Annotated in this window: 18 protein-coding genes; 8 read left to right on the plus strand and 10 right to left on the minus strand. The window is 71.3% G+C overall.

What is annotated here, in order from left to right; all coding sequences use genetic code 11:
• Positions 1-106: 106 nt before the first annotated feature.
• From ACFW01_RS01170 to ACFW01_RS01215, 10 genes are read right to left on the minus strand one after another with little or no spacing between them, the layout of a single operon-like run.
• Positions 107-1,654 (minus strand): NADH-quinone oxidoreductase subunit N, encoded by a 1,548-nt coding sequence (locus ACFW01_RS01170; protein ID WP_234957988.1) that lies wholly within the window; start codon positions 1,652-1,654, stop codon positions 107-109.
• Positions 1,651-3,252: a NuoM family protein gene (locus ACFW01_RS01175; protein WP_384501997.1), complete on the minus strand. Its 1,602-nt coding sequence runs from the start codon at positions 3,250-3,252 to the stop codon at positions 1,651-1,653. Before ACFW01_RS01175 ends, ACFW01_RS01170 begins: the two co-directional genes overlap by 4 nt.
• Before the next feature lie 6 nt (positions 3,253-3,258).
• Entirely contained in the window at positions 3,259-5,253 is a 1,995-nt protein-coding gene (locus tag ACFW01_RS01180) for an NADH-quinone oxidoreductase subunit L (RefSeq protein WP_384501999.1), read from the minus strand.
• Positions 5,250-5,642 carry an NADH-quinone oxidoreductase subunit NuoK gene (gene nuoK, locus ACFW01_RS01185; protein WP_234957991.1) on the minus strand — a complete coding sequence of 131 codons (393 nt, stop codon included), beginning with the start codon at positions 5,640-5,642 and terminating at the stop codon, positions 5,250-5,252. Before nuoK ends, ACFW01_RS01180 begins: the two co-directional genes overlap by 4 nt.
• A complete protein-coding gene (locus tag ACFW01_RS01190; RefSeq protein ID WP_384502001.1) occupies positions 5,642-6,397 on the minus strand; it encodes an NADH-quinone oxidoreductase subunit J in 756 nt (251 codons plus the stop codon). Before ACFW01_RS01190 ends, nuoK begins: the two co-directional genes overlap by 1 nt.
• Positions 6,394-7,002 carry an NADH-quinone oxidoreductase subunit I gene (locus ACFW01_RS01195; RefSeq protein ID WP_234957993.1) on the minus strand — a complete coding sequence of 203 codons (609 nt, stop codon included), beginning with the start codon at positions 7,000-7,002 and terminating at the stop codon, positions 6,394-6,396. Before ACFW01_RS01195 ends, ACFW01_RS01190 begins: the two co-directional genes overlap by 4 nt.
• 2 nt (positions 7,003-7,004) lie before the next feature.
• On the minus strand, positions 7,005-7,973 hold the full coding sequence (locus ACFW01_RS01200; RefSeq protein ID WP_234957994.1) for a complex I subunit 1 family protein: 969 nt from the start codon (positions 7,971-7,973) through the stop codon (positions 7,005-7,007).
• Positions 7,970-9,157, minus strand: coding sequence for an NADH-quinone oxidoreductase subunit C (locus tag ACFW01_RS01205; RefSeq protein ID WP_384502004.1), 1,188 nt, complete (start codon positions 9,155-9,157; stop codon positions 7,970-7,972). The genes ACFW01_RS01200 and ACFW01_RS01205 overlap by 4 nt, the downstream gene beginning before the upstream one ends.
• Entirely contained in the window at positions 9,154-9,825 is a 672-nt protein-coding gene (locus ACFW01_RS01210; protein ID WP_384502006.1) for an NADH-quinone oxidoreductase subunit B, read from the minus strand. The genes ACFW01_RS01205 and ACFW01_RS01210 overlap by 4 nt, the downstream gene beginning before the upstream one ends.
• Positions 9,816-10,211: an NADH-quinone oxidoreductase subunit A gene (locus ACFW01_RS01215; RefSeq protein ID WP_234957997.1), complete on the minus strand. Its 396-nt coding sequence runs from the start codon at positions 10,209-10,211 to the stop codon at positions 9,816-9,818. Before ACFW01_RS01215 ends, ACFW01_RS01210 begins: the two co-directional genes overlap by 10 nt.
• Before the next feature lie 230 nt (positions 10,212-10,441).
• Here ACFW01_RS01215 and ACFW01_RS01220 point away from each other — a divergent pair, with 230 nt between their 5' ends.
• The 8 genes from ACFW01_RS01220 to ACFW01_RS01255 all read left to right on the plus strand — a co-directional run bounded on the left by ACFW01_RS01220 (position 10,442) and on the right by ACFW01_RS01255 (position 20,202).
• Positions 10,442-11,698 (plus strand): sensor histidine kinase, encoded by a 1,257-nt coding sequence (locus tag ACFW01_RS01220; protein ID WP_384502008.1) that lies wholly within the window; start codon positions 10,442-10,444, stop codon positions 11,696-11,698.
• Between the two features lie 192 nt (positions 11,699-11,890).
• Positions 11,891-13,258: a sensor histidine kinase gene (locus ACFW01_RS01225; protein WP_384502010.1), complete on the plus strand. Its 1,368-nt coding sequence runs from the start codon at positions 11,891-11,893 to the stop codon at positions 13,256-13,258.
• 312 nt (positions 13,259-13,570) lie between these two features.
• Complete coding sequence (locus tag ACFW01_RS01230) at positions 13,571-14,230, plus strand: response regulator transcription factor (RefSeq protein WP_277343293.1); 660 nt, start codon at positions 13,571-13,573, stop codon at positions 14,228-14,230.
• A gap of 281 nt (positions 14,231-14,511) precedes the next feature.
• Positions 14,512-16,449, plus strand: coding sequence for a 2-oxoacid:acceptor oxidoreductase subunit alpha (locus ACFW01_RS01235; RefSeq protein WP_234958001.1), 1,938 nt, complete (start codon positions 14,512-14,514; stop codon positions 16,447-16,449).
• A complete protein-coding gene (locus ACFW01_RS01240) occupies positions 16,442-17,500 on the plus strand; it encodes a 2-oxoacid:ferredoxin oxidoreductase subunit beta (RefSeq protein ID WP_234958002.1) in 1,059 nt (352 codons plus the stop codon). The genes ACFW01_RS01235 and ACFW01_RS01240 overlap by 8 nt, the downstream gene beginning before the upstream one ends.
• Positions 17,501-17,688: 188 nt before the next feature.
• The gene (locus tag ACFW01_RS01245; RefSeq protein WP_384502013.1) at positions 17,689-18,543 is read left to right on the plus strand and encodes an SDR family oxidoreductase; all 855 of its coding nucleotides are present in this window, start codon (positions 17,689-17,691) and stop codon (positions 18,541-18,543) included.
• A 170-nt stretch (positions 18,544-18,713) separates the two neighbouring features.
• Positions 18,714-19,715, plus strand: a complete 1,002-nt coding sequence (rarD, locus tag ACFW01_RS01250; RefSeq protein WP_234958004.1) for an EamA family transporter RarD — start codon at positions 18,714-18,716, stop codon at positions 19,713-19,715.
• 16 nt (positions 19,716-19,731) lie between these two features.
• A complete protein-coding gene (locus tag ACFW01_RS01255) occupies positions 19,732-20,202 on the plus strand; it encodes a VOC family protein (RefSeq protein WP_234958005.1) in 471 nt (156 codons plus the stop codon).
• Positions 20,203-20,280: the final 78 nt, after the last annotated feature.

The raw sequence follows: 20,280 nt of genomic DNA on the forward strand, positions 1-20,280 counted from the left end.
CCGGCGCTCACGGCGGGGCGCGTGGTCCGTACGGGTGACGGCCGCGGCGTCGGCACGCGCGTGGGGAAGCCGGGTGCGGCACGCGCGAGTGCCGGAGCGGCTGTGCTCAGAAGAGACCGGTGTCGGTGAAGCGGAGGATCAGCTGGGGTGCTCCGGAGAGGGCGAGGGCGAGGACCGCGGTCACGGTGATCGCCGCTGTGAGGGGGACGGGCACATGGTGGCCGACGGTCGGCTCCTCGGGCGCCCGGAACAGCTGGGCCGTCCATTGGAGGTAGTAGAAGAGCGCGATCACGACGTTGACCGCCATGACGACGGCCAGCCAGCCGAGCCCGGCGTCGACGGCTGCGGAGAAGACCGTGACCTTGGCGAAGAGGCCGATGACGCCGGGCGGCAGTCCCGCGAGGCAGAGCAGGAAGAACGCCAGGAGGAGGGCGGTCAGGGGGTTGGACGCGTACAGGCCGCGGTAGTCGGCGACGCGGTTCAGTGACCTCGTACGGCCCACCAGGGCGGCCACCGCGAAGGCGCCGAGGTTCACGGCGGCGTACATGAGCGCGTAGGCGACGGTGGAGCCGATGGACCGCTCGGGATCGTCGGAGTACGCGGCGGCGGCGATCGGCACCAGGAGGTAGCCGGCCTGGCCGACGGACGACCAGGCGAGCAGGCGTACCGCGCTGTACGCGCGCGTGGCCTGTTGCCGGAGGGCTCCGACGTTGCCGACGGTCATGGTGAGCGCGGCCAGCGCAGCGAGGGCAGGGCCCCAGAGGTCGGCGTAGGACGGGAGGGCGATGACCGTGACGAGGATCAGGCCGGAGAAGCCGACCGCCTTGCCGATCACGGACAGGTAGGCGGCGATCGGCAGGGGCGCGCCGACGTAGGTGTCGGGCACCCAGAAGTGGAAGGGCACGGCGGCCGTCTTGAAGGCGAAGCCGACGAGGGTGAGGACGACGCCGGTCTGGGCCAGCGTGGTGAGCTGCCCGTCGACGCTCTGGATGCGGTCGGCCACCTGGGTGAGGTAGAGGGTGCCGGTGGTGGCGTACACGAAGCTGATGCCCATGAGGCTGACCGCGGTCGCGGTGACCGAGGACAGGAAGAACTTGAGAGCGGCTTCGGAAGACCGGCGGTCGCCCTGTCGCAGGCCCACCAGGGCGAAGGCGGGGAGGGAGGCGACCTCCAGGGCGACGATCAGGGTCGCGAGGTCGCGGGAGGCGGGGAGCAACGCGGCGCCGGCCGCCGAGGAGAGCAGCAGGAACCAGAACTCGCCCTCGGGCAGTCCCCGGCCGGCGTCCTTGACCGCGGTGACCGAGAGGAGCGCGGTCAGGAGGGCCCCGCCGAGGACCAGGAACTGGATGGCGAGGGTGAAGGTGTCCGCGGTGTAGCTGCAGACATCGGCGTCGCCGGTCTGGCAGAAGGTCGAGCGGTCGCCGTTCACCAGGGGCAGCAGCATGAGGGCGGAGGCGGCGAGTCCGGCGACCGACATCCAGCCGAGCAGCGGCTTGCGGGCGTCCTTGACGAAGAGGTCGGTGACGAGGACGACGAGTCCGACGACGGCCGCGATGGTGGGCGGCGCGATGGCGAGCCAGTCGACGGACTGGACGAGGTTCTGGGCCAGCGGCTGCGAGACGGTCCCGGCGAGGGGGTGGTCCTGGAAGCTCATCGGGTGCCTCCTGAGAGGAGCTGCTGCACGGCCGGGTCGGTCAGCCCGAGGAGGGTCCTGGGCCACAGCCCGGCGACGACGGTGAGGACGACGAGCGGGGTCCAGGCGGCGAATTCGTACGTGCGTACGTCGGCGAGCCTCGGGGCTTCGCGCGGCAGGACGCCCATGCAGACGCGGCGGACCACGATCAGCAAGTACGCGGCCGTCAGCAGGGTGCCGAACGCGGCGATCACCATGAAGGTGAGGAAGGCGGGGCGGCTGAGGTCGTCGTGGGGGTCGAAGGCGCCGAACAGGGCCAGCATCTCGCCCCAGAAACCGGCCAGGCCGGGCAGGCCGAGCGAGGCGACCGCGGCGAAGGCGAGCAGGCCGCCGAGGCGGGGTGCCTTGCCGTACAGGGCGGCGCCGGTCTCCTCGGCGAGGGTGTCGAGGTCGGTGGTGCCGGTGCGGTCCTTGAGAGCGCCGACGACGAAGAAGAGCAGGCCGGTGATGAGGCCGTGGGCGATGTTGGCGAACAGGGCGCCGTTCACGCCGGTCGGGGTCATCGTCGCGATGCCGAGCAGGACGAAGCCCATGTGGCCGACGGAGGAGTAGGCGATGAGGCGCTTGAGGTCGCCCTTCGCACCCCTCTTGGCCAGGGCCAGGCAGGCCAGGGAGCCGTAGATGATGCCGACCACGGCGAAGGCCGCGAGGTAGGGCGCGAAGGTGCGGAATCCGTCCGGCGCGACCGGCAGCAGAATCCGGACGAACCCATATGTACCCATCTTGAGCAGAACACCGGCCAGCAGGACCGAGCCGACGGTCGGCGCGGCGGTGTGGGCGTCCGGCAGCCAGCTGTGCAGCGGCCACATCGGGGTCTTCACGGCCAACCCGATTCCGATCGCCAGAACCGCGATGACCTGCACGGACGTGGTCAGCGACCGGCCGTTGTCAGTGGCGAGTGCCACCATGTCGAATGTGCCCGCCGTGATTCCGATCAGGAGCAGGCCGAGCAGCATGACGACGGAGCCGAGGAGCGTGAAGAGGATGAACTTCCAGGCGGCCCCCGCCCGTCCCTCGCCGCCCCAGCGGGCGATGAGGAAGTACATGGGGATGAGGACCATCTCGAAGGCGAGGAAGAACAGGATCAGGTCGAGGGCGGCGAAGGTCGCGAGGGTGCCGGACTCCAGGACGAGCAGCAGCGCGACGAAGCCCTTCGGGCCGTGGCCCGCGGTCCGCGGCTCCGTCGGCGGCTCCTGCCGCTGCTTGAAGTACGAGTAGAGCGCGCACAGGAAGGTCAGCAGCGCGGTCAGGACCAGGAGGGGGAGGGAGATGCCGTCGATGCCGAGGTGGATGCGCACGTCGAGTGCGGGGATCCAGCTGATGTCCGTGCTGGCCTGCATCTTCGACGGATGGTCGTGGTCGAAGCCGAGCACGAGGACGATCGCGGCGATGAGGACGGCGCCGGTGACGGTGACGCCGTGCCGCAGGACGGCCTGCTCGGGCGACTTCCCCTTCAGCCCGGGCGGGGCGGGCAGCAGAGCGGCGGCGGCCCCCAGGAGCGGGCCGACGACGACGAACGCCAGAAGGATCTGCATCACGGACTCGTTGATATCGATCACGCCTGCTCACGCTCCCGTGGCGACGAGGACGGCGGCGACCGCGAGGACGACGGTGCCGGCGAGCAGCGCGCTCACATAGGTCTGCACATTGCCGGTCTGGGCACGTCGTACGGCGCCCCCCAGCCAGCGGGGCAGGGCGCCCGCCCCGCGTACGTAGGTGTCGACGACCTCGCGGTCGAGGAACCGCACGAGGCTCGCGCCGGCCTGGACGGGCCGGACGAAGAGGGTCGTGTACACCGCGTCCAGGTGGAAGCCGGCGGCCGCGTGCCGGTGCAGCGGGCCCAGCAGGAGCCGTCCGGGATCCGACGGGTCGGGTGCGGAGGCGACATCTCCGTAGGCGGGCTCGTGACTGGCGATGGCCTCGGCCTCCACCCGTGCGGCGTCGCCCTCCGGGTGGGCCGCGACCGCGCCGAGCGGGATTCGGGCCGCGAACGCGGTGGTGTGCCGCCAGGTCGCGTAGGTCACGATGCCGCCGATCAGGGCCACGCCAGTGCCGAGCACGGAGGTGGTGAGGGTCGGGGTGAGGTCCCGGCCGTCGAACCAGTCGGGCAGCAGTCGGAAGGCGAGCCCGCCGAGAGCGAGTGAGGGGATGGCGAGCACCCAGAGCACGGCGTTCATGACCACCGGCTGCCGCCCGTGGTCGGGAGCCTCGGCGCCCCGCCCGCGGAAGGCCAGCAGCCACAGGCGCGTCGCGTATGCGGCGGTGAGCAGGGCCGTGATCAGCCCGGCGACGAGGACCGTCCAGCCCGCGGCTCCGGGGGCGTGCTCGGTGTGGCCGGTGGCGACGTGCTCCGCGACGCCGAGGACGGACTCCTTGGAGAAGAAGCCGCTGAAGGGAGGGATCGCGGCGAGGGCGAGCAGCGCCACGCTCATCGTCCAGTAGGCGTCCGGGACCCGGTCGCGCAGGTTGTGCATGCGGGACATGGCGGCCAGCGAGTTGGTGCCGGCGGCGTGGATGATCACGCCGGCGGCGAGGAAGAGCAGCGCCTTGAAGGCGCCGTGGGTGAGGAGGTGGAAGACGGCGGCACCGCGGTCGCCGGCGGCGAGGGCTCCGGTCATGTAGCCGAGCTGCCCGATCGTCGAGTAGGCGAGGACGCGCTTGATGTCGTCCTGGGCGAGCGCGGCGAGCGCCGACCCGACCATCGTGACGGCGGCCATGACGGCGAGGACGACCATCGCTGCCCGTGAGGCCTCGAAGAGCGGAAGGAGCCTGGCGACGAAGTAGACACCGGCGGCGACCATGGTCGCCGCGTGGATCAGCGCGGAGACGGGTGTTGGGCCCGCCATCGCGTCGGGGAGCCAGGTGTGCAGCGGGAACTGCGCCGACTTGCCCGCCACACCGGCCAGGAGCAGCAGGGCGATCAGCGTCGGGTGGTCGAGCGAGCCGTTCGCGACCGCGCCGAGGATCTTCGTGATGCGGAAGGAACCGGCCTCGGTGGCCAGCGCGAGCAGACCGATCAGGAAGGGGACGTCACCGAGCTTGGTCACCAGGAAGGCCTTGAGGGAGGCGGCACGCGCCTCCGGGGTCTCCCAGTAGTGGCCGACCAGGAAGTACGAGCAGATGCCCATGATTTCCCAGCCGACCAGCAGCACCATCAGATCGCCGGAGTAGACGACGAGGAACATGGCGGAGGTGAACAGGGAGACGAGCGCGGCGTACGAGGGGTAGCGCGGGTCGTCGCGCAGGTAGCCCGTCGAGTAGATCTGCACGCAGGTGGCGACGGTGCCGACCAGGACGGCGACGAGGGCGGCGAAGCCGTCGATGTGCAGGGCGAGTTCGACGGGGACCGAACCGGTGGGCGTCAGCTCCGTGGCGGCGTCCACGGCCCGGCCACCGCCTTGGCGGGAGGCGACCAGGACGGCGAGGACGAGGGCAGCCAGGGTCGGCAGGACGGCCAGCGGGCGGACGAAGCCGGGCGCCGTGCGGCCCAGGAGGAGGCCGGCGGCAGCTCCGAGGAAGGGGAGGAGGGGGACGAGTACGGCGAGGGTGGTCGTGGTCACGCGGTGGCCTCAGCCTTCTCGGCGGCCGTCCCGGTCGCGGGGGTGTCGGTGTCGGGGCCGTCCGGCTCGTGGCCCTCGGCGGTGTCACGCAGTTTGTCGATGTCGGCGGTGCCGCGGTTGCGGTGGACGGCGAGCACGATCGCCAGGCCGATGCCGATCTCGGCGGCCGCGATGGCGATCGTGAACAGGGTCAGGGCCTGGCCGGAGTGCAGGGTCTCCTCGGCGGCCTTGCTGAGCCAGACGTCGAAGGCGACCAGGTTGAGGTTGACGGCGTTGAGCATCAGCTCGACCGACATCAGGACCAGGATCGCGTTGCGGCGGGCCAGGACACCGTAGAGGCCCGTGCAGAAGAGGAGGGCGGAGAGGACGGCGGGATAGGCGAGGTGCATCAGCGGTCACCGCCCTTGGCGGGGGCGTTCGGGGCGGCGGCCTCGGCCTTGGATCCCTCGGCGTTGGACCCCTCGGCCCCGAGTGCGTCGGCCCTGGGCGCGTGGGTCTTTGGACCGTCGGGCTTGGGCGCGTGCATCTTCGGGCCGTCGGTCTTGGGCGCGTCGCTCGCGCGGTCCGCCTTGGCCTTGCGGGACAGGACGATCGCGCCGACCAGCGCGGCGAGGAGGAGGACGGAAAGGGCTTCGAAGGGGAGAACCCAGTTCTGGAAGAGACTCGCTCCGGTGACGGCGGTCGAGCCGGCTGCCGGACCGTCCAGGTCGATCCAGGTGGCGCGGATGGCATCGACGACGACCCACACCAGGGCCGCCGCGGAGGCCACGGCCACGGTGAGGGCCGCCCAGCGGTTGCCGGAGTCGGCGTCCGGGGACCGGCCGATGGGGGCCCTGGTGAGCATCAGCCCGAACAGGATGAGAACGACGACCGCCCCGACGTAGATGAGGACCTGTACCCAGGCGATGAACTCGGCGGTGAGCAGCAGGTACTCGACGGCCAGGCCGCCGAGGGCCACCACCAGCCACAGGGCGGCGTGGACCAACTGCCGCGTGGTGACGGTGAGGACGGCGGCGCCGAATGTGACCAGGCCGACCAGGAGGAAGGCGATCTCGACGCCGGTCGGCGAGAGGAAGCCGTGGGCTTCGGCGGCCGTGGTCGCGGGGTCCGCGGCCAGATGGCGGACGGTCGCGGCGAGGGTCATTCCCGGCCCTCCTGTTCCGGCTTCGGCTGCTCGGGAGCGGCGGCCGACTCCCGCTTGTCCGCCTCCTGCTGGGCGGACTCCTGCTGGGCCGCCAGTTTGTCGGCGGTCTTGCGGGCGGCTGCGAGTTCCTTCGGTTCCTCGGCGCCCGGGTCGAGGGCCGGCGGGGCCGGGACGGTCCACATCCAGTCGCGGAGCCTGTCGCGCTCGTGGGTGAGGTCACGGATGTCGGTCTCGGCGTACTCGAACTCCGGGGACCAGAACAGGGCGTCGAAGGGACAGACCTCGATGCAGATACCGCAGTACATGCACAGGGAGAAGTCGATGGCGAAACGGTCGAGGACGTTGCGGCTGCGGTCGCGCCCGCCGGGGGTGGCCGCCGGGACCGTCTCCTTGTGGGAGTCGATGTAGATGCACCAGTCGGGGCACTCGCGGGCGCACAGCATGCAGACCGTGCAGTTCTCCTCGAACAGGCCGATCACGCCGCGGGTGCGGGGCGGCAGTTCGGGCTGGGCGTCCGGATACTGCTCGGTGACGGTCTTCCTGGTCATCGTGCGGAGGGTGACGGCCAGGCCCTTGGCCAGACCCGAGCCGGGGATGGGGGCCATGGTTACTGGATCACCACCTTGACGATGCCGGTGAGGGCGATCTGGGCGAGGGAGAGGGGGACGAGGAGGGTCCAGGAGAGTTTCTGGAGCTGGTCCTCACGCAGTCGCGGGTAGGTCACGCGCAGCCAGATCACGACGAAGGCGAGGACGGCCGCCTTCAGCAGGGTCCACACCCAGCCCAGGCCGTCCGCGCCCCACGGCCCGTGCCAGCCGCCCAGGAAGAGGACCGTGGTCAGGCCGCACAGGACGATGATCCCGGCGTACTCGGCGAGGAGGAACAGAGCGAAGCGCAGGCCGGTGTACTCGGTGTAGGCGCCGAAGATGATCTCCGAGTCGGCGACCGGCATGTCGAACGGAGGGCGTTGCAGTTCGGCCAGGCCGGCGACGAAGAAGACGATCGCGCCGACGATCTGCCAGGGCAGCCACCACCACTCGAAGGCGTTCAGGATGCCGACGAGTGAGACCGTGCCGGCCGCCATGGCCACCGAGGCGGCGGTGAGCAGCATCGGGAGTTCGTACGCGAGGAGCTGGGCGGCGGTGCGCAGGCCGCCGAGGAGGGAGAACTTGTTGGCGGAGGACCACCCGGCCATGAGCGAGCCGAGGACGCCGACGCCCATCACGGCGAGCACGAAGAAGACGCCCGCGTCGACGACCTGGCCGACCGCGCCCTCGCCGGGGCCGATGGGGATGGCCAGGAGCACCAGGAGGTACGGCAGCAGGGCGACTGCGGGAGCGAGCTGGAAGATACGGCGGTCCGCGTCGGCGGGGACCACGTCCTCCTTCTGCGCGAACTTCACGCCGTCCGCGACGAGCTGGGCCCAGCCGTGGAAGCCGCCGGCGTACATCGGGCCGAGGCGGCCCTGCATGTGGGCCATCACCTTGTGCTCGGTCTGGCCGACGATCAAGGGGAACGTGAGGAAGACGACGAACACGATCAGGAGGCGCAGGGTGACGTCGAGGGCGTCGTTCACCGCGGGCCTCCTGGGGGGTTCGGGGGGTTGCTGGGGTTGCTGGGGTTCTCGGGGTTCTCGGGGTTTTTCCGGTCCGACTTCCGGGGCTCGTCCGGCTCGTCCGGCTCGTCGGGAGCCTGCGGCTCCCCGGAGGCGTCGCCTTCGGCGCGCTTGTCCGCCGGCTCGTCGAACGCCGGGCGGTCGTGATGCCAGGGGGCGTCCGGGCTTCGGGGGGCGGAGGCGGGGGCCTCGCCGGACGACCCGGTCTTCTCCGGCTGCCCCGCGTCGGTGCCAGCCCGCTGGCTCGCCGAGCCCTGCGACACGCTGCGGCTGCGCCGGGGCGCCGGAGCCGCCGGAGCCGCCGGAGCCGCCGAGGGCTCGTCGGCCGGCGACGGCTGATCGGCCGTGGGCGTCTGGCTCGCCGAGCCCTCCGCCGCCGTACGGGAGCGACGCGGAGTGGACGGCGCTTCGGTGCCGGCCCCGGCGCCGGTGCTGGTGCTGGGCGGCGATGCCTGACTGGCGGAGCCCTCGCCCGCCGTACGGGTCCGGCGGACCGGCCGGTCACCGGCCGCGCGAGCCGGGCGCTCTCCGGCCGCACGTCCCGCGCCGCGTGCCGGGCGGGCCGGGGCGGGCGGGAGCTGGCCCTTCTGCGGGCCCCACTCGTTGGGGTCGGGGACGCCCGGCGGCAGCATCTGGCGGCGACGGGGTCCGCCGTGGTCGGACTCGCCCGGTTCCTTGGCGCCGGGCCAGGCCTTGGCCACGCGGGCGGCGAGGACGAAGTCCTTCCGCAGCGGATGGCCCTCGAATCCCTCCGGCAGCAGCAGATGGTCCAGCGCGGGATGGTCCGCGAACTGGACGCCGAACATCTCGTGGGTCTCGCGCTCGTGCCAGGCCGCCCCCGCGTACACCGCGACGGCGGTGGGCAGGGCCGGGGACTCGTGCGGAACCGTCGTGCGCAGCAGCAGCCGACGCACGGGTCCGAGGGCCACGACGTGTGCCGCGACGCGGAACCCCGTGCCCGGCTCGTCGACCGCGCTCAGCCAGTCGAAGTACGTGCAGCCCAGCCGGTCACGCGCGGTCTCCAGGGCGGAGATCCAGGAGGCCGGCGGTACGTCGACGGTCAGGACGTCGTACGACTCCTCGGCCGTGGCTTCAGGGCCGAAGAGCTCCTCGGCGCCGACGGGCAGCCAGCCGACCGCCGTCATCGCGCACCCCCTGCGCCCGATCCCGATGCAGGACCCGTTTCCGATTCAGGTCCGGAGCCCGACCCCGAGCCCGACTCCGGCGGTCGCACCAGTCCGCTCTGCAGCGCGGCCGTCGACGGCCGGCCCGACGTGCCGTACCGCTCGCCCAGCGACTCCCGTGCGATCTTCTCCTGGAGCTTGAGGATCCCCTGGAGCAGTGCCTCGGGGCGCGGCGGGCAGCCGGGGACGTAGACGTCGACGGGGATGATCTGGTCGACGCCCTTCGTCACGGAGTAGGAGTCCCAGTACGGGCCGCCGCAGTTGGAGCAGGCGCCGAAGGAGATGACGTACTTGGGCTCGGGCATCTGCTCGTACAGGCGCTTGACGGCGGGCGCCATCTTGTCGGTCACCGTGCCCGAGACGACCATCAGGTCGGCCTGGCGGGGGCCCGGCGCGAAGGGGATGACGCCGAGCCGGATGAAGTCGTGGCGGGCCATCGACGCGGCGATGAACTCGATCGCGCAGCAGGCGAGGCCGAAGTTGAAGACCCAGAGGGAGTACCGGCGGCCCCAGTTCAGGACGACCTTCATCGGCTCGGGGGCCAGGCGCGCGAGGGTGCCCAGCCGCTTCGGCCCGGGAAGCGGTACGGGCTCCGGGAGCGGTACGGGTCCGGAGGGGTTCACGTCCACGACAGGACGCCCTTCTTGTATGCGTAGAGCAGGCCCACGGCCAGGAAGCCCAGGAAGATGAACATCTCCACGAGGGTCGTCGCTCCGTAACCAGGATCGGCGAAGACCGTCGCCCAGGGGAAGAGGAAGATCGAGTCGACCGCGAAAATGACGTAGAGGAACGCGTAGACGTAGTAGCGGACCTGGGTGTGTGCCCAGCCCTCGCCGACGGGGTCCACGCCGCACTCGTACGTCAGCAGCTTCTCGGGCGTCGGGACCACGGGCCGCAGCAGCCGCCCGGCCCCGAAGGCCACGGCGACGAAGAGCACACCCACCCCGGCGATCAGTGCGACGACCGAGTAGGACTGGAAGTAGTCCGCGGCGAGCCCGACGGTCGGTTCCGGCACGTGCGCCCCCTCAATCCCTGTCCTGACCTGTCCTGGCCCTGTCCTGGCCCTGTCCTGAACGCCGGCTGCTCGACGATCTGTACGCACGGGAGTCTAGGGCCTGATAAAGAGACGGTAAGCAGCCCGTCGTACGTTGAGACGTGGGCCGGGGCCGGGGTGGGGTTTTCCTCAGTACATCCCGGCGGTCCACCTCATGGCGCGGTGCCGTGCCGCACGGCACGCTGATCCGTATGACCGAACACCTCGCGACTTCGACCCCCGCCGGGACCGCCGGTGGGGCGGACGGCGACCGCCTGCCGCCGGCCCGTCTCGCCTTCGACTGGCACACCTGGAAAGAGATCGCCCACCTGCTGGCGAACTTCCCGGCGTCGCTGATCGGCTTCGTCTATGTCTCCACGGTGCTGTCAGTCGGGGTCGGGTTGACGGTCACGGTGATCGGGTTGCCGCTGCTGGCGGCCGGACTGCTCGGCGCGCGTCAGCTCGGCAAGCTGGAGCGGGCGCGGGCCCGGGCGCTGCTCGGAGTGCGGGTGGAGGAGCCCAGTCCGCTGCCGTTGCACGGCGGGGGCGGGTTCTTTCCCCGGTTGTGGATGGCGCTGAAGGACCCGGTCGGCTGGCGCGCGGTCCTGTACGACTTCATGCGGCTCCCCTGGGGCGTGGTCACCTTCGTCATCACGCTGACGTCGTTGTTCGTGCTGTGGCCGGTACTGCCGTTCATCGCGCGGGGCCTGGCCAACGCCGACCGGGCGATGGTGCGCGCGCTGCTGTCCCCGTCCGACGAGCTGGAACGCCGGATCGCCGAGCTGGAGTCGGACCGGGGCGTCGTGGTGGACACGGCCGCGGCCGACCTGCGGCGCATCGAGCGCGACCTGCACGACGGGGCGCAGGCCCGTCTGGTCAACCTGGCCATGGGCCTGGGGCTGGCCAAGGAGAAGCTCCTGGAGGATCCCGACGCGGCGGCGGCGATGGTCGACGAGGCGCACGGCGAGGTGAAGCTGGCCCTTCAGGAGCTGCGGGACCTGGCGCGGGGCATCCACCCGGCCGTCCTGACCGACCGCGGTCTGGACGCGGCGCTCTCCTCGGTCGCCTCCCGCTGCACCGTGCCGGTCAGGGTGACCGTCGACTTGGCGGAGCGTCCGGCGCCGGCCATCGAGGGCATCGCGTACTTCACGGTGTCGGAGCTTCTCCAGAACGTCAGCAAGCACAGTGGGGCGCGTTCCGCCTCCGTGGAGGTGTGGCGGTCGTCCGACCGGCTGCTCATACAGGTGGGGGACGACGGCCAGGGCGGCGCACGCCTCGACGGCGGTACGGGGATGAAGGGCCTCGCCGACCGGCTCTCCGCGGTCGACGGCCTGTTCGTCGTCGACTCGCCGGAGGGCGGACCGACGGCGATCACGGCCGAGCTGCCGTGGCGCGACCGCACCGCGGCGGACGCGGCTCCCGGCACGTCCGACGTCGGCCAGGCGCGGCCGACGTCCGGGACGCGGTGACGGACGACACCGCCCCGCACGCGAGGCACACGGGCGCGCGCCTCCCTGCCCGAGGTCTCGGGGCCCCGAGGCCCCGAGGTAGGGAAAACCCCCCTCTCCAGACGCCGACGGGCTCCATGGCCCGTGGATGCGCGGGCGAGGAGGCTGGAGTTACGACAGCAGAGCCGTAGGACGAGGAGAAGGACGGCACCGATGGCCACGGAATACGGACAGGGTTACGGGTTCGGGAGCGGGCCCGGCTTCCCCGGGGACACCGGGGCGCGTCGCCACCGGCTGCCGGCCGGGCTGCGGGCGCCGTTCGAGACACGCAGCTGGCGGGAGTTCGGCTACGTGCTGGTGGGTCTGCCGATCAGCATCCTGCTCTTCACCTACGCGGTCACGATGGTGTCGCTGGGAGCGGGCCTGCTGGTGACGTTCCTGGGTGTGCCGGTGCTGGCGGCGGCGCTCGCCGGGTGCCGGGGCTTCGGGGTGATGGAGCGGGCGCGGGCCCGGGCGCTGCTGGGGCTCGATGTGGCCGACCCGGAGCCGCTGCGGGTGCGGAAGCGCGGTGCGATGGGCTGGATGGGGGCCGTGCTCAAGAGCGGCGCCTCCTGGCGGAGCCTGCTGTACGCGTTTCTGCAGTTCCCGTGGGCGGTGTTCTCGTTCGTGGTCGCCGTGAACTTCTGGGCGGTCGGGTGGGCGATGCTGACGTACCCGCTCTGGTTCTGGGTGTTCCCGATGTACGCGGGCCAGGACGGGCTCCAGCTCTACGGCGACGAGACGCACCGGATCTACCTGGACAATCCGTTCGAGATCGCCGTGACCGCGCTGGTCGGGCTGCTGTTCACGCTGGCGACGCCGTGGATCGTGCGGGCGCTGACGACGGTGGACCGGGTGATGGTGCACGGGCTGCTCGGACCGTCGCGGCTGGCGACGCGGGTCGTGGAGCTGGAGTCGGACCGCGGGGTGGTGGTGGACACGGCCGCGGCCGACCTGCGGCGCATCGAGCGCGACCTGCACGACGGGGCACAGGCCCGCCTGGTCAACCTGGCCATGGATCTCGGCTTGGCCAAGGAGAAGCTGCAGGAGGATCCGCGGGCGGCGGCGATCATGGTGGAGGAGGCACACGGCGAGGTGAAGACGGCCCTCCAGGAACTGCGGGACCTGGCCCGGGGCATCCACCCCGCGGTACTCACCGACCGCGGTCTGGACGCGGCGCTCTCCTCGGTCGCCTCCCGCTGCACCGTGCCGGTGCGGGTGGAGGTCGACCTCACCGAGCGGCCGGCATCGGCGATCGAGGGCATCGCGTACTTCACGGTGTCGGAGCTGCTGCAGAACATCAGCAAGCACGCGCGGGCCACGGCGGCCGCCGTGGAGGTGTGGCGGGTGGAGAACCGGCTGCTCGTCCAGGTCGTGGACAACGGCGTCGGCGGGGCGGACGTGACGGCCGGCTCGGGACTCGCCGGACTGGCGGAGCGGCTCGACGCGGTGGACGGGATCCTGGTGGTCGACTCTCCGGCCGGGGGGCCGACACGGGTGACGGCCGAGCTGCCCTGGCGGAACGAGCCGATATCCAGCTGAGGCGCGGCGGCGCGCCCACCCCGCTCTCCCCCACGCCGCTCAGGGCAGCCGGGGGCTCGGGCGGCCCGGGGTGACCCGGTGGGGGACGGACCCGGGGTGACCCGTCCGCCGCGGGTCGAAATCCGGCCATCGTGGAGCCGAAGCCGGACTGTACGGCCGGGACTTGCCGTCCTCTTCCCGTTGCCCCAGGGCATCCGGCCTCCGATGCTGGAATGCTGGACCCGTCGTACGAACGGTTCGTGGACGCGGTGTGGGCCGCGGGGACCGTGAGGCGGACGGGCTGTGGGGGGCCGAAAAATCGTGGAGGACAGGGTGCGGGTGGTCATCGCCGAGGATTCAGTGCTGCTCCGGGAGGGGCTGACCCGGTTGCTGACCGACCGAGGGCACGAGGTCGTGGCCGGTGTCGGCGACGGTGAGGCACTGATCAAGACCATCACCGAGCTGGACGCCCAGGGCGAACTGCCGGACGTCGTGGTCGCGGACGTGCGGATGCCTCCGACGCACACGGACGAGGGAGTGCGCGCGTCGGTGCGGCTGCGCAAGGCGCATCCGGGCCTCGGGGTGCTGGTGCTGTCGCAGTACGTGGAGGAGCGGTACGCCACGGAGCTGCTGGCCGGTTCCAGCCGGGGCGTCGGTTATCTGCTCAAGGACCGGGTGGCCGAGGTACGGGAGTTCGTGGACGCCGTCGTGCGCGTGGCGGACGGGGGGACCGCGCTGGACCCGGAGGTGGTCGCGCAGTTGCTCGGGCGCAGCCGCAAGCAGGACGTGCTGGCGGGGCTGACCCCGCGGGAGCGAGAGGTGCTGGGGCTGATGGCCGAAGGCCGGACGAACTCGGCGATCGCCCGGCAGCTCGTCGTGAGCGACGGGGCGGTCGAGAAGCACGTCAGCAACATCTTCATGAAGCTGGGTCTGTCCCCGAGCGACGGCGATCACCGGCGGGTGCTGGCCGTGCTCACCTACCTCAATTCATGACTCCCGGTTCCTGACCCCCCAGGGTCACAGACCGGGCCCGGCGGCCCTCCCACTCGTCCGGCTCATCCGGACGAATGAGAAACCGGAGGGTGTGCGGGGGACGTCCTCATCGGTGTCGAGGGGCGGGAAATCCCCGGAATCACGGGGCTGTGGGCCATCTCGAAGTCGTGTCCATCATGCGAATCTCCACCGGAAGTCAGCATCCGCGGACGTAGGGTTGATCCTGGGACGGTCGTGGGAGACCTGTCCCCGGACAGCCGCCTTGAGGGAGGTCCAGTTCAGTGACCAGCCAGGTCAGCAGCCCAGCGGAGCAGGCCGACGGAACCGACGAGACCGTCGTGGGAGCGCAGCGCAAACCGGTCGGAGCGAAGGACGTCCGCCGGCTGGACCGGGTGATCATCAGGTTCGCCGGGGACTCGGGTGACGGGATGCAGCTCACCGGCGACCGTTTCACCTCGGAGACCGCGTCGTTCGGGAACGACCTGTCGACGCTGCCGAACTTCCCGGCCGAGATCCGGGCGCCCGCCGGGACCCTGCCGGGTGTCTCGTCCTTCCAGCTGCACTTCGCCGACCACGACATCCTCACCCCGGGCGACGCCCCCAACGTGCTGGTCGCGATGAACCCGGCCGCGCTGAAGGCGAACGTCGGCGACCTGCCGCGGGGCGCGGAGATCATCGTCAACACGGACGAGTTCACCCGGCGGGCGATGCAGAAGGTCGGCTACGACACCTCGCCGCTGGAGGACGGTTCCCTCGACGGCTACCACCTGCATCCGGTGCCGCTGACCACGCTGACCGTCGAGGCCCTCAAGGAGTTCGACCTCAGCCGCAAGGAGGCCGAGCGCAGCAAGAACATGTTCGCGCTCGGGCTGCTGAGCTGGATGTACCACCGGCCCACCGAGGGCACGGAGAAGTTCCTGAACACGAAGTTCGCGAAGAAGCCGGACATCGCCGCGGCCAACATCGCGGCCTACCGCGCGGGCTGGAACTTCGGGGAGACCACGGAGGACTTCGCGGTCTCCTACGAGGTGGCGCCGGCGGCGACGGCGTTCCCGCCCGGTGTGTACCGCAACATCTCGGGGAACCTGGCCCTGTCCTACGGTCTGATCGCGGCCTCCCGCCAGGCGGATCTGCCGCTCTTCCTGGGCTCGTACCCGATCACCCCGGCCTCGGACATCCTGCACGAGCTGAGCCGGCACAAGAACTTCGGGGTGCGGACCTTCCAGGCCGAGGACGAGATCGCCGGCATCGGTGCCGCGCTGGGCGCGGCGTTCGGCGGCTCGCTGGCGGTCACCACCACCTCCGGTCCCGGCGTGGCGCTCAAGAGCGAGACGATCGGACTCGCGGTCTCCCTCGAACTGCCGCTGCTGGTCGTGGACATCCAGCGCGGCGGGCCGTCCACCGGTCTGCCGACCAAGACGGAGCAGGCCGACCTGTTGCAGGCGATGTACGGGCGCAACGGCGAGGCGCCGGTTCCGGTCGTCGCACCGCGCACCCCGGCGGACTGTTTCAGTGCGGCGCTGGAGGCGGCGCGGATCGCGCTGGCGTACCGCACCCCGGTCTTCCTGCTGTCCGACGGCTACCTGGCCAACGGCAGCGAGCCCTGGCGGGTCCCGGAACCGGACGAGCTGCCGGACCTGGCGGTGCAGTTCGCACAGGGCCCCAACCACACGCTGGACGACGGCACCGAGGTCTTCTGGCCGTACAAGCGCGATCCGCAGACCCTGGCCCGGCCCTGGGCCGTGCCGGGTACCCCCGGTCTGGAGCACCGGATCGGCGGCATCGAGAAGCAGGACGGTTCCGGGAACATCTCGTACGACCCGGCCAACCACGACTTCATGGTCCGCACCCGGCAGGCCAAGATCGACGGCATCGACGTCCCCGAACTGGCGGTCGACGACCCGGGCGGGGCGCGGACCCTGGTGCTGGGCTGGGGCTCGACGTACGGCCCCATCACCGCCGCCGTGCGCCGGCTGCGCACGGCCGGGGTGCCGATCGCACAGGCCCATCTGCGCCACCTCAACCCCTTCCCGCCCAACCTGGGCGAGGTGCTGAAGCGGTACGACAAGGTGGTGGTCCCCGAGATGAACCTCGGTCAGCTCGCCACCCTCATCCGGGCGAAGTACCTGGTCGACGCCCAGTCGTACAACCAGGTCAACGGCATGCCGTTCAAGGCGGAGCAGCTCGCCGCGGTGTTGAAGGAGGCCATCGATGACTGACGCCAACGCGCTGCTCCACCTCGTCCCCAAGGCCGAGGGCAAGCAGTCCATGAAGGACTTCAAGTCCGACCAGGAAGTGCGCTGGTGCCCCGGCTGCGGCGACTACGCCATCCTCGCCGCCGTGCAGGGCTTCATGCCCCAGCTCGGCCTGGCGAAGGAGAACATCGTCTTCGTCTCGGGCATCGGCTGCTCCTCCCGCTTCCCGTACTACATGAACACCTACGGGATGCACTCCATCCACGGCCGTGCCCCCGCCATCGCGACCGGGCTCGCCGCCTCCCGCCGCGACCTGTCCGTCTGGGTCGTCACCGGTGACGGCGACGCGCTCTCCATCGGCGGCAACCACCTCATCCACGCGCTGCGCCGCAACGTCAACCTCAAGATCCTGCTGTTCAACAACCGGATCTACGGGCTGACCAAGGGCCAGTACTCCCCCACCTCCGAGGTCGGGAAGATCACCAAATCGACTCCGATGGGGTCGCTGGACGCGCCCTTCAACCCGGTCTCGCTGGCCATCGGCGCGGAGGCGTCCTTCGTCGCCCGGACCGTCGACTCGGACCGCAAGCACCTCACCGAGGTGCTGCGCCAGGCCGCCGAGCACCCGGGTACGGCGCTGATCGAGATCTACCAGAACTGCAACATCTTCAACGACGGCGCCTTCGACGCGCTCAAGGACCGGGAGCGGGCCGAGGAGGCGGTGATCCGGCTGGAGCACGGGCAGCCGATCCGTTTCGGCGCCGACGGGGCCAAGGGCGTGGTGCGCGACCCGGCAACCGGTGACCTGAAGGTCGTCACCGTCACCGCGGACAACGAGGCGGACGTCCTGGTCCACGACGCCCACGCCACCTCGCCGACCACGGCCTTCGCCCTCTCCCGGCTGGCCGACCCGGACACCCTGCACCACACGCCCATCGGTGTGCTGCGCTCGGTGGAGCGGCCGGTCTACGACACGCTCATGTCCGACCAGCTCGACGCCGCCATCGAGCGGGACGGCAAGGGCGACCTCGCCGCGCTGCTCGCGGGCAACGACACCTGGACGGTCGTCGGCTGAGAGCGACCACTGGTGAGGACCGGCGAGAACCGGTGAGAGCCGGCGAGAACTGAGGGGCCCGGGCGGAGAACGCCCGGGCCCCAACACTTACCCAAGCGTAAGTACCTTACTTCAAAGTGGGCACTGCCCATTAGTTAGCGCAGCTCCTATGGTTGGTGACATCGCACCCCAGAAGGAGTACTGAACCCATGAGCATCGTCGTCACCGGAGCCACCGGACACCTCGGCCGCCACGTCGTGCGGCAACTACTGGAGAAGGTGCCGGCCGACCAGGTCACCGCCGTAGTCCGGGACCGCGGCAAGGCCGCCGACCTCGCCGCCGACGGCGTACGGCTCGCGGTCGCCGACTACAACGCGCCCGAGACCTTCGACGGCCTGTTCGCCTCCGGCGACCGGGTGCTGCTGATCTCCGGCAACGAGTTCGACAAGGGCCGCGTCCAGCAGCACACGGTGGTGATCGACGCGGCGAAGAAGGCCGGCGTCGCCCTGCTCGCCTACACCAGTGCGCCCAGCAGCCTCAAGGCCGCGCTCGCGGACGACCACCGCGCCACCGAGGACGTCCTCGTCGGCTCGGGCGTGCCCTATGTGCTGCTGCGCAACGGCTGGTACCACGAGAACTACACGGAGCGGCTCGCCCCGGTCCTGGAGCACGGCGCCGTCGTACAGGCGGCCGGCGAGGGCCGGATCTCCGCCGCCTCCCGCGCCGACTACGCGGCCGCCGCCGTCGCCGTACTGACCGGCGAGGGCCACGAGAACAAGGCGTACGAGCTGGGCGGCGACGAGGCGTGGGGCTTCGCCGAGTACGCCGCCGAGCTGAGCCGGCAGACCGGCAAGGAGATCGCCTACACCCCCGTCTCCGCCGAGGCCTACACCGGCATCCTGGCCGGCGCCGGGCTGCCCGCGCCGCTGGCCGACATCCTCGCGGGCGTGGAGGACTCCATCGAGAAGGGTGAGCTGGTCGTCACCAGCGGTGACCTGTCCCGGCTGACCGGCCGCCCCACCACCCCGCTCTCCGAGGCGGTCGCCGCCGCGGCCGGAAGCTGACGCCCGCGCGGGCCCGCCCCCGCCGCCTCCGCCGCCGCCTCCGCCACGACACACACCCCGCCTGTCATGACCGTATGGCGATACGGGCATGACAGGCGGCCGGGTGCGGCGCTACCTTTCGTCGTGGCATGCGTCCGTACCCGCATGCTGTGTGCGAGAAGGAGGTGCCCGTGGCCGGGTCGTCCAGGAGTGAGCAGCGCATAGGTCTGCTGAACGGCTTCGCGGCCTACGGGCTGTGGGGGCTCGTCCCGCTGTTCTGGCCGCTGCTCAAGCCCGCCGGGGCCGGGGAGATCCTCGCCCACCGCATGGCGTGGTCCCTCGTCTTCGTCGCCGTCGCGCTGTTCTTCGTACGGCGCTGGGCCTGGGCAGGTGAGCTGCTGCGGCAGCCGCGCAGGCTCGGCCTGGTCACCGTGGCCGCCGCGGTCATCACCGTCAACTGGGGCGTCTACATCTGGGCCGTGAACAGCGGCCATGTCGTCGAGGCCTCGCTCGGGTACTTCATCAACCCGCTGGTCACCATCGCGATGGGCGTGCTGCTGCTCAAGGAGCGGCTGCGGCCCGCGCAGTGGGCGGCGGTCGGCACCGGCTTCGCCGCCGTCCTGGTCCTCGCCGTCGGCTACGGACAGCCGCCGTGGATCTCCCTCTGCCTCGCCTTCTCCTTCGCCACCTACGGCCTGGTGAAGAAGAAGGTCAACCTCGGGGGCGTGGAGTCGCTGGCCGCCGAGACGGCGATCCAGTTCCTGCCCGCGCTCGGCTATGTGGTGTGGCTGTCGACACAGGGCGAGTCGACCTTCACCACCGAGGGCGTCGGGCACTCGGCGCTGCTGGCCGCGACCGGTCTGGTCACCGCGATCCCGCTGGTCTGCTTCGGCGCGGCCGCGATCCGCGTGCCGCTGTCCACGCTGGGCCTGCTGCAGTACCTGGCGCCGGTCTTCCAGTTCGCCCTCGGGGTCCTCTACTTCCACGAGGCCATGCCGCCCGAGCGCTGGGCCGGTTTCGCCCTGGTCTGGCTGGCGCTGACGCTGCTCACCTGGGACGCGCTGCGCACGGCCCGCCGGACGGCGCGGGCGCTCAGGGAGCAGCTGGACCGGACGGGCGCGGGCGTACCGCCGGTCAAGGAGAGCGACGCGACGCGGGACTCCGGCGATTCCGTTGCCCGCTCGGTCACGTAACCCATATGACTGGTCCATGACCTCGACACCACGACCCGCTCCCCTGCACTTCAAGATCGTCATCGACGCCGCCGCGCCGCACGCGCAGGCGGACTTCTGGGCCGCCGCCCTGCACTACGAGGTGGAGGACAACAGCGCGCTCATCGGGAAACTGCTGGGCTTCGGGGCCGTACCGGAGGAGCTGACCCTGGAGTCCCACGGGCGCCGCGCCTGGCGGGACCTGGTGGCCGTACGGCACCCCGACGACCCTTACGACGAGGAGAGCGGGACGGGGCTGGGGCGGCGACTGCTGTTCCAGCGCGTACCGGAGGCCAAGACCGGCAAGAACCGCGTCCACCTCGACGTGCACTCCCGGGAAGGGGAACGCGAGGCGGAGGTCGGCCGGCTGGAGGCGCTGGGGGCGAGCGTACTGCGGCGGGTGAGCGAACAGGGCGGGGAGTGGGTGGTGATGGCGGACCCCGAGGGGAACGAGTTCTGCGTTCACTAGGGGCCGTCCGGGCAGTCCGGGCCGTCCGACACGGGGCCGTCCACCGGCGGGGCGGAGCTTCCGATATCCGCGATGCCG

The organism is Streptomyces sp. NPDC058985, from assembly GCF_042740985.1.
Taxonomy (GTDB): Bacteria; Actinomycetota; Actinomycetes; order Streptomycetales; family Streptomycetaceae; genus Streptomyces.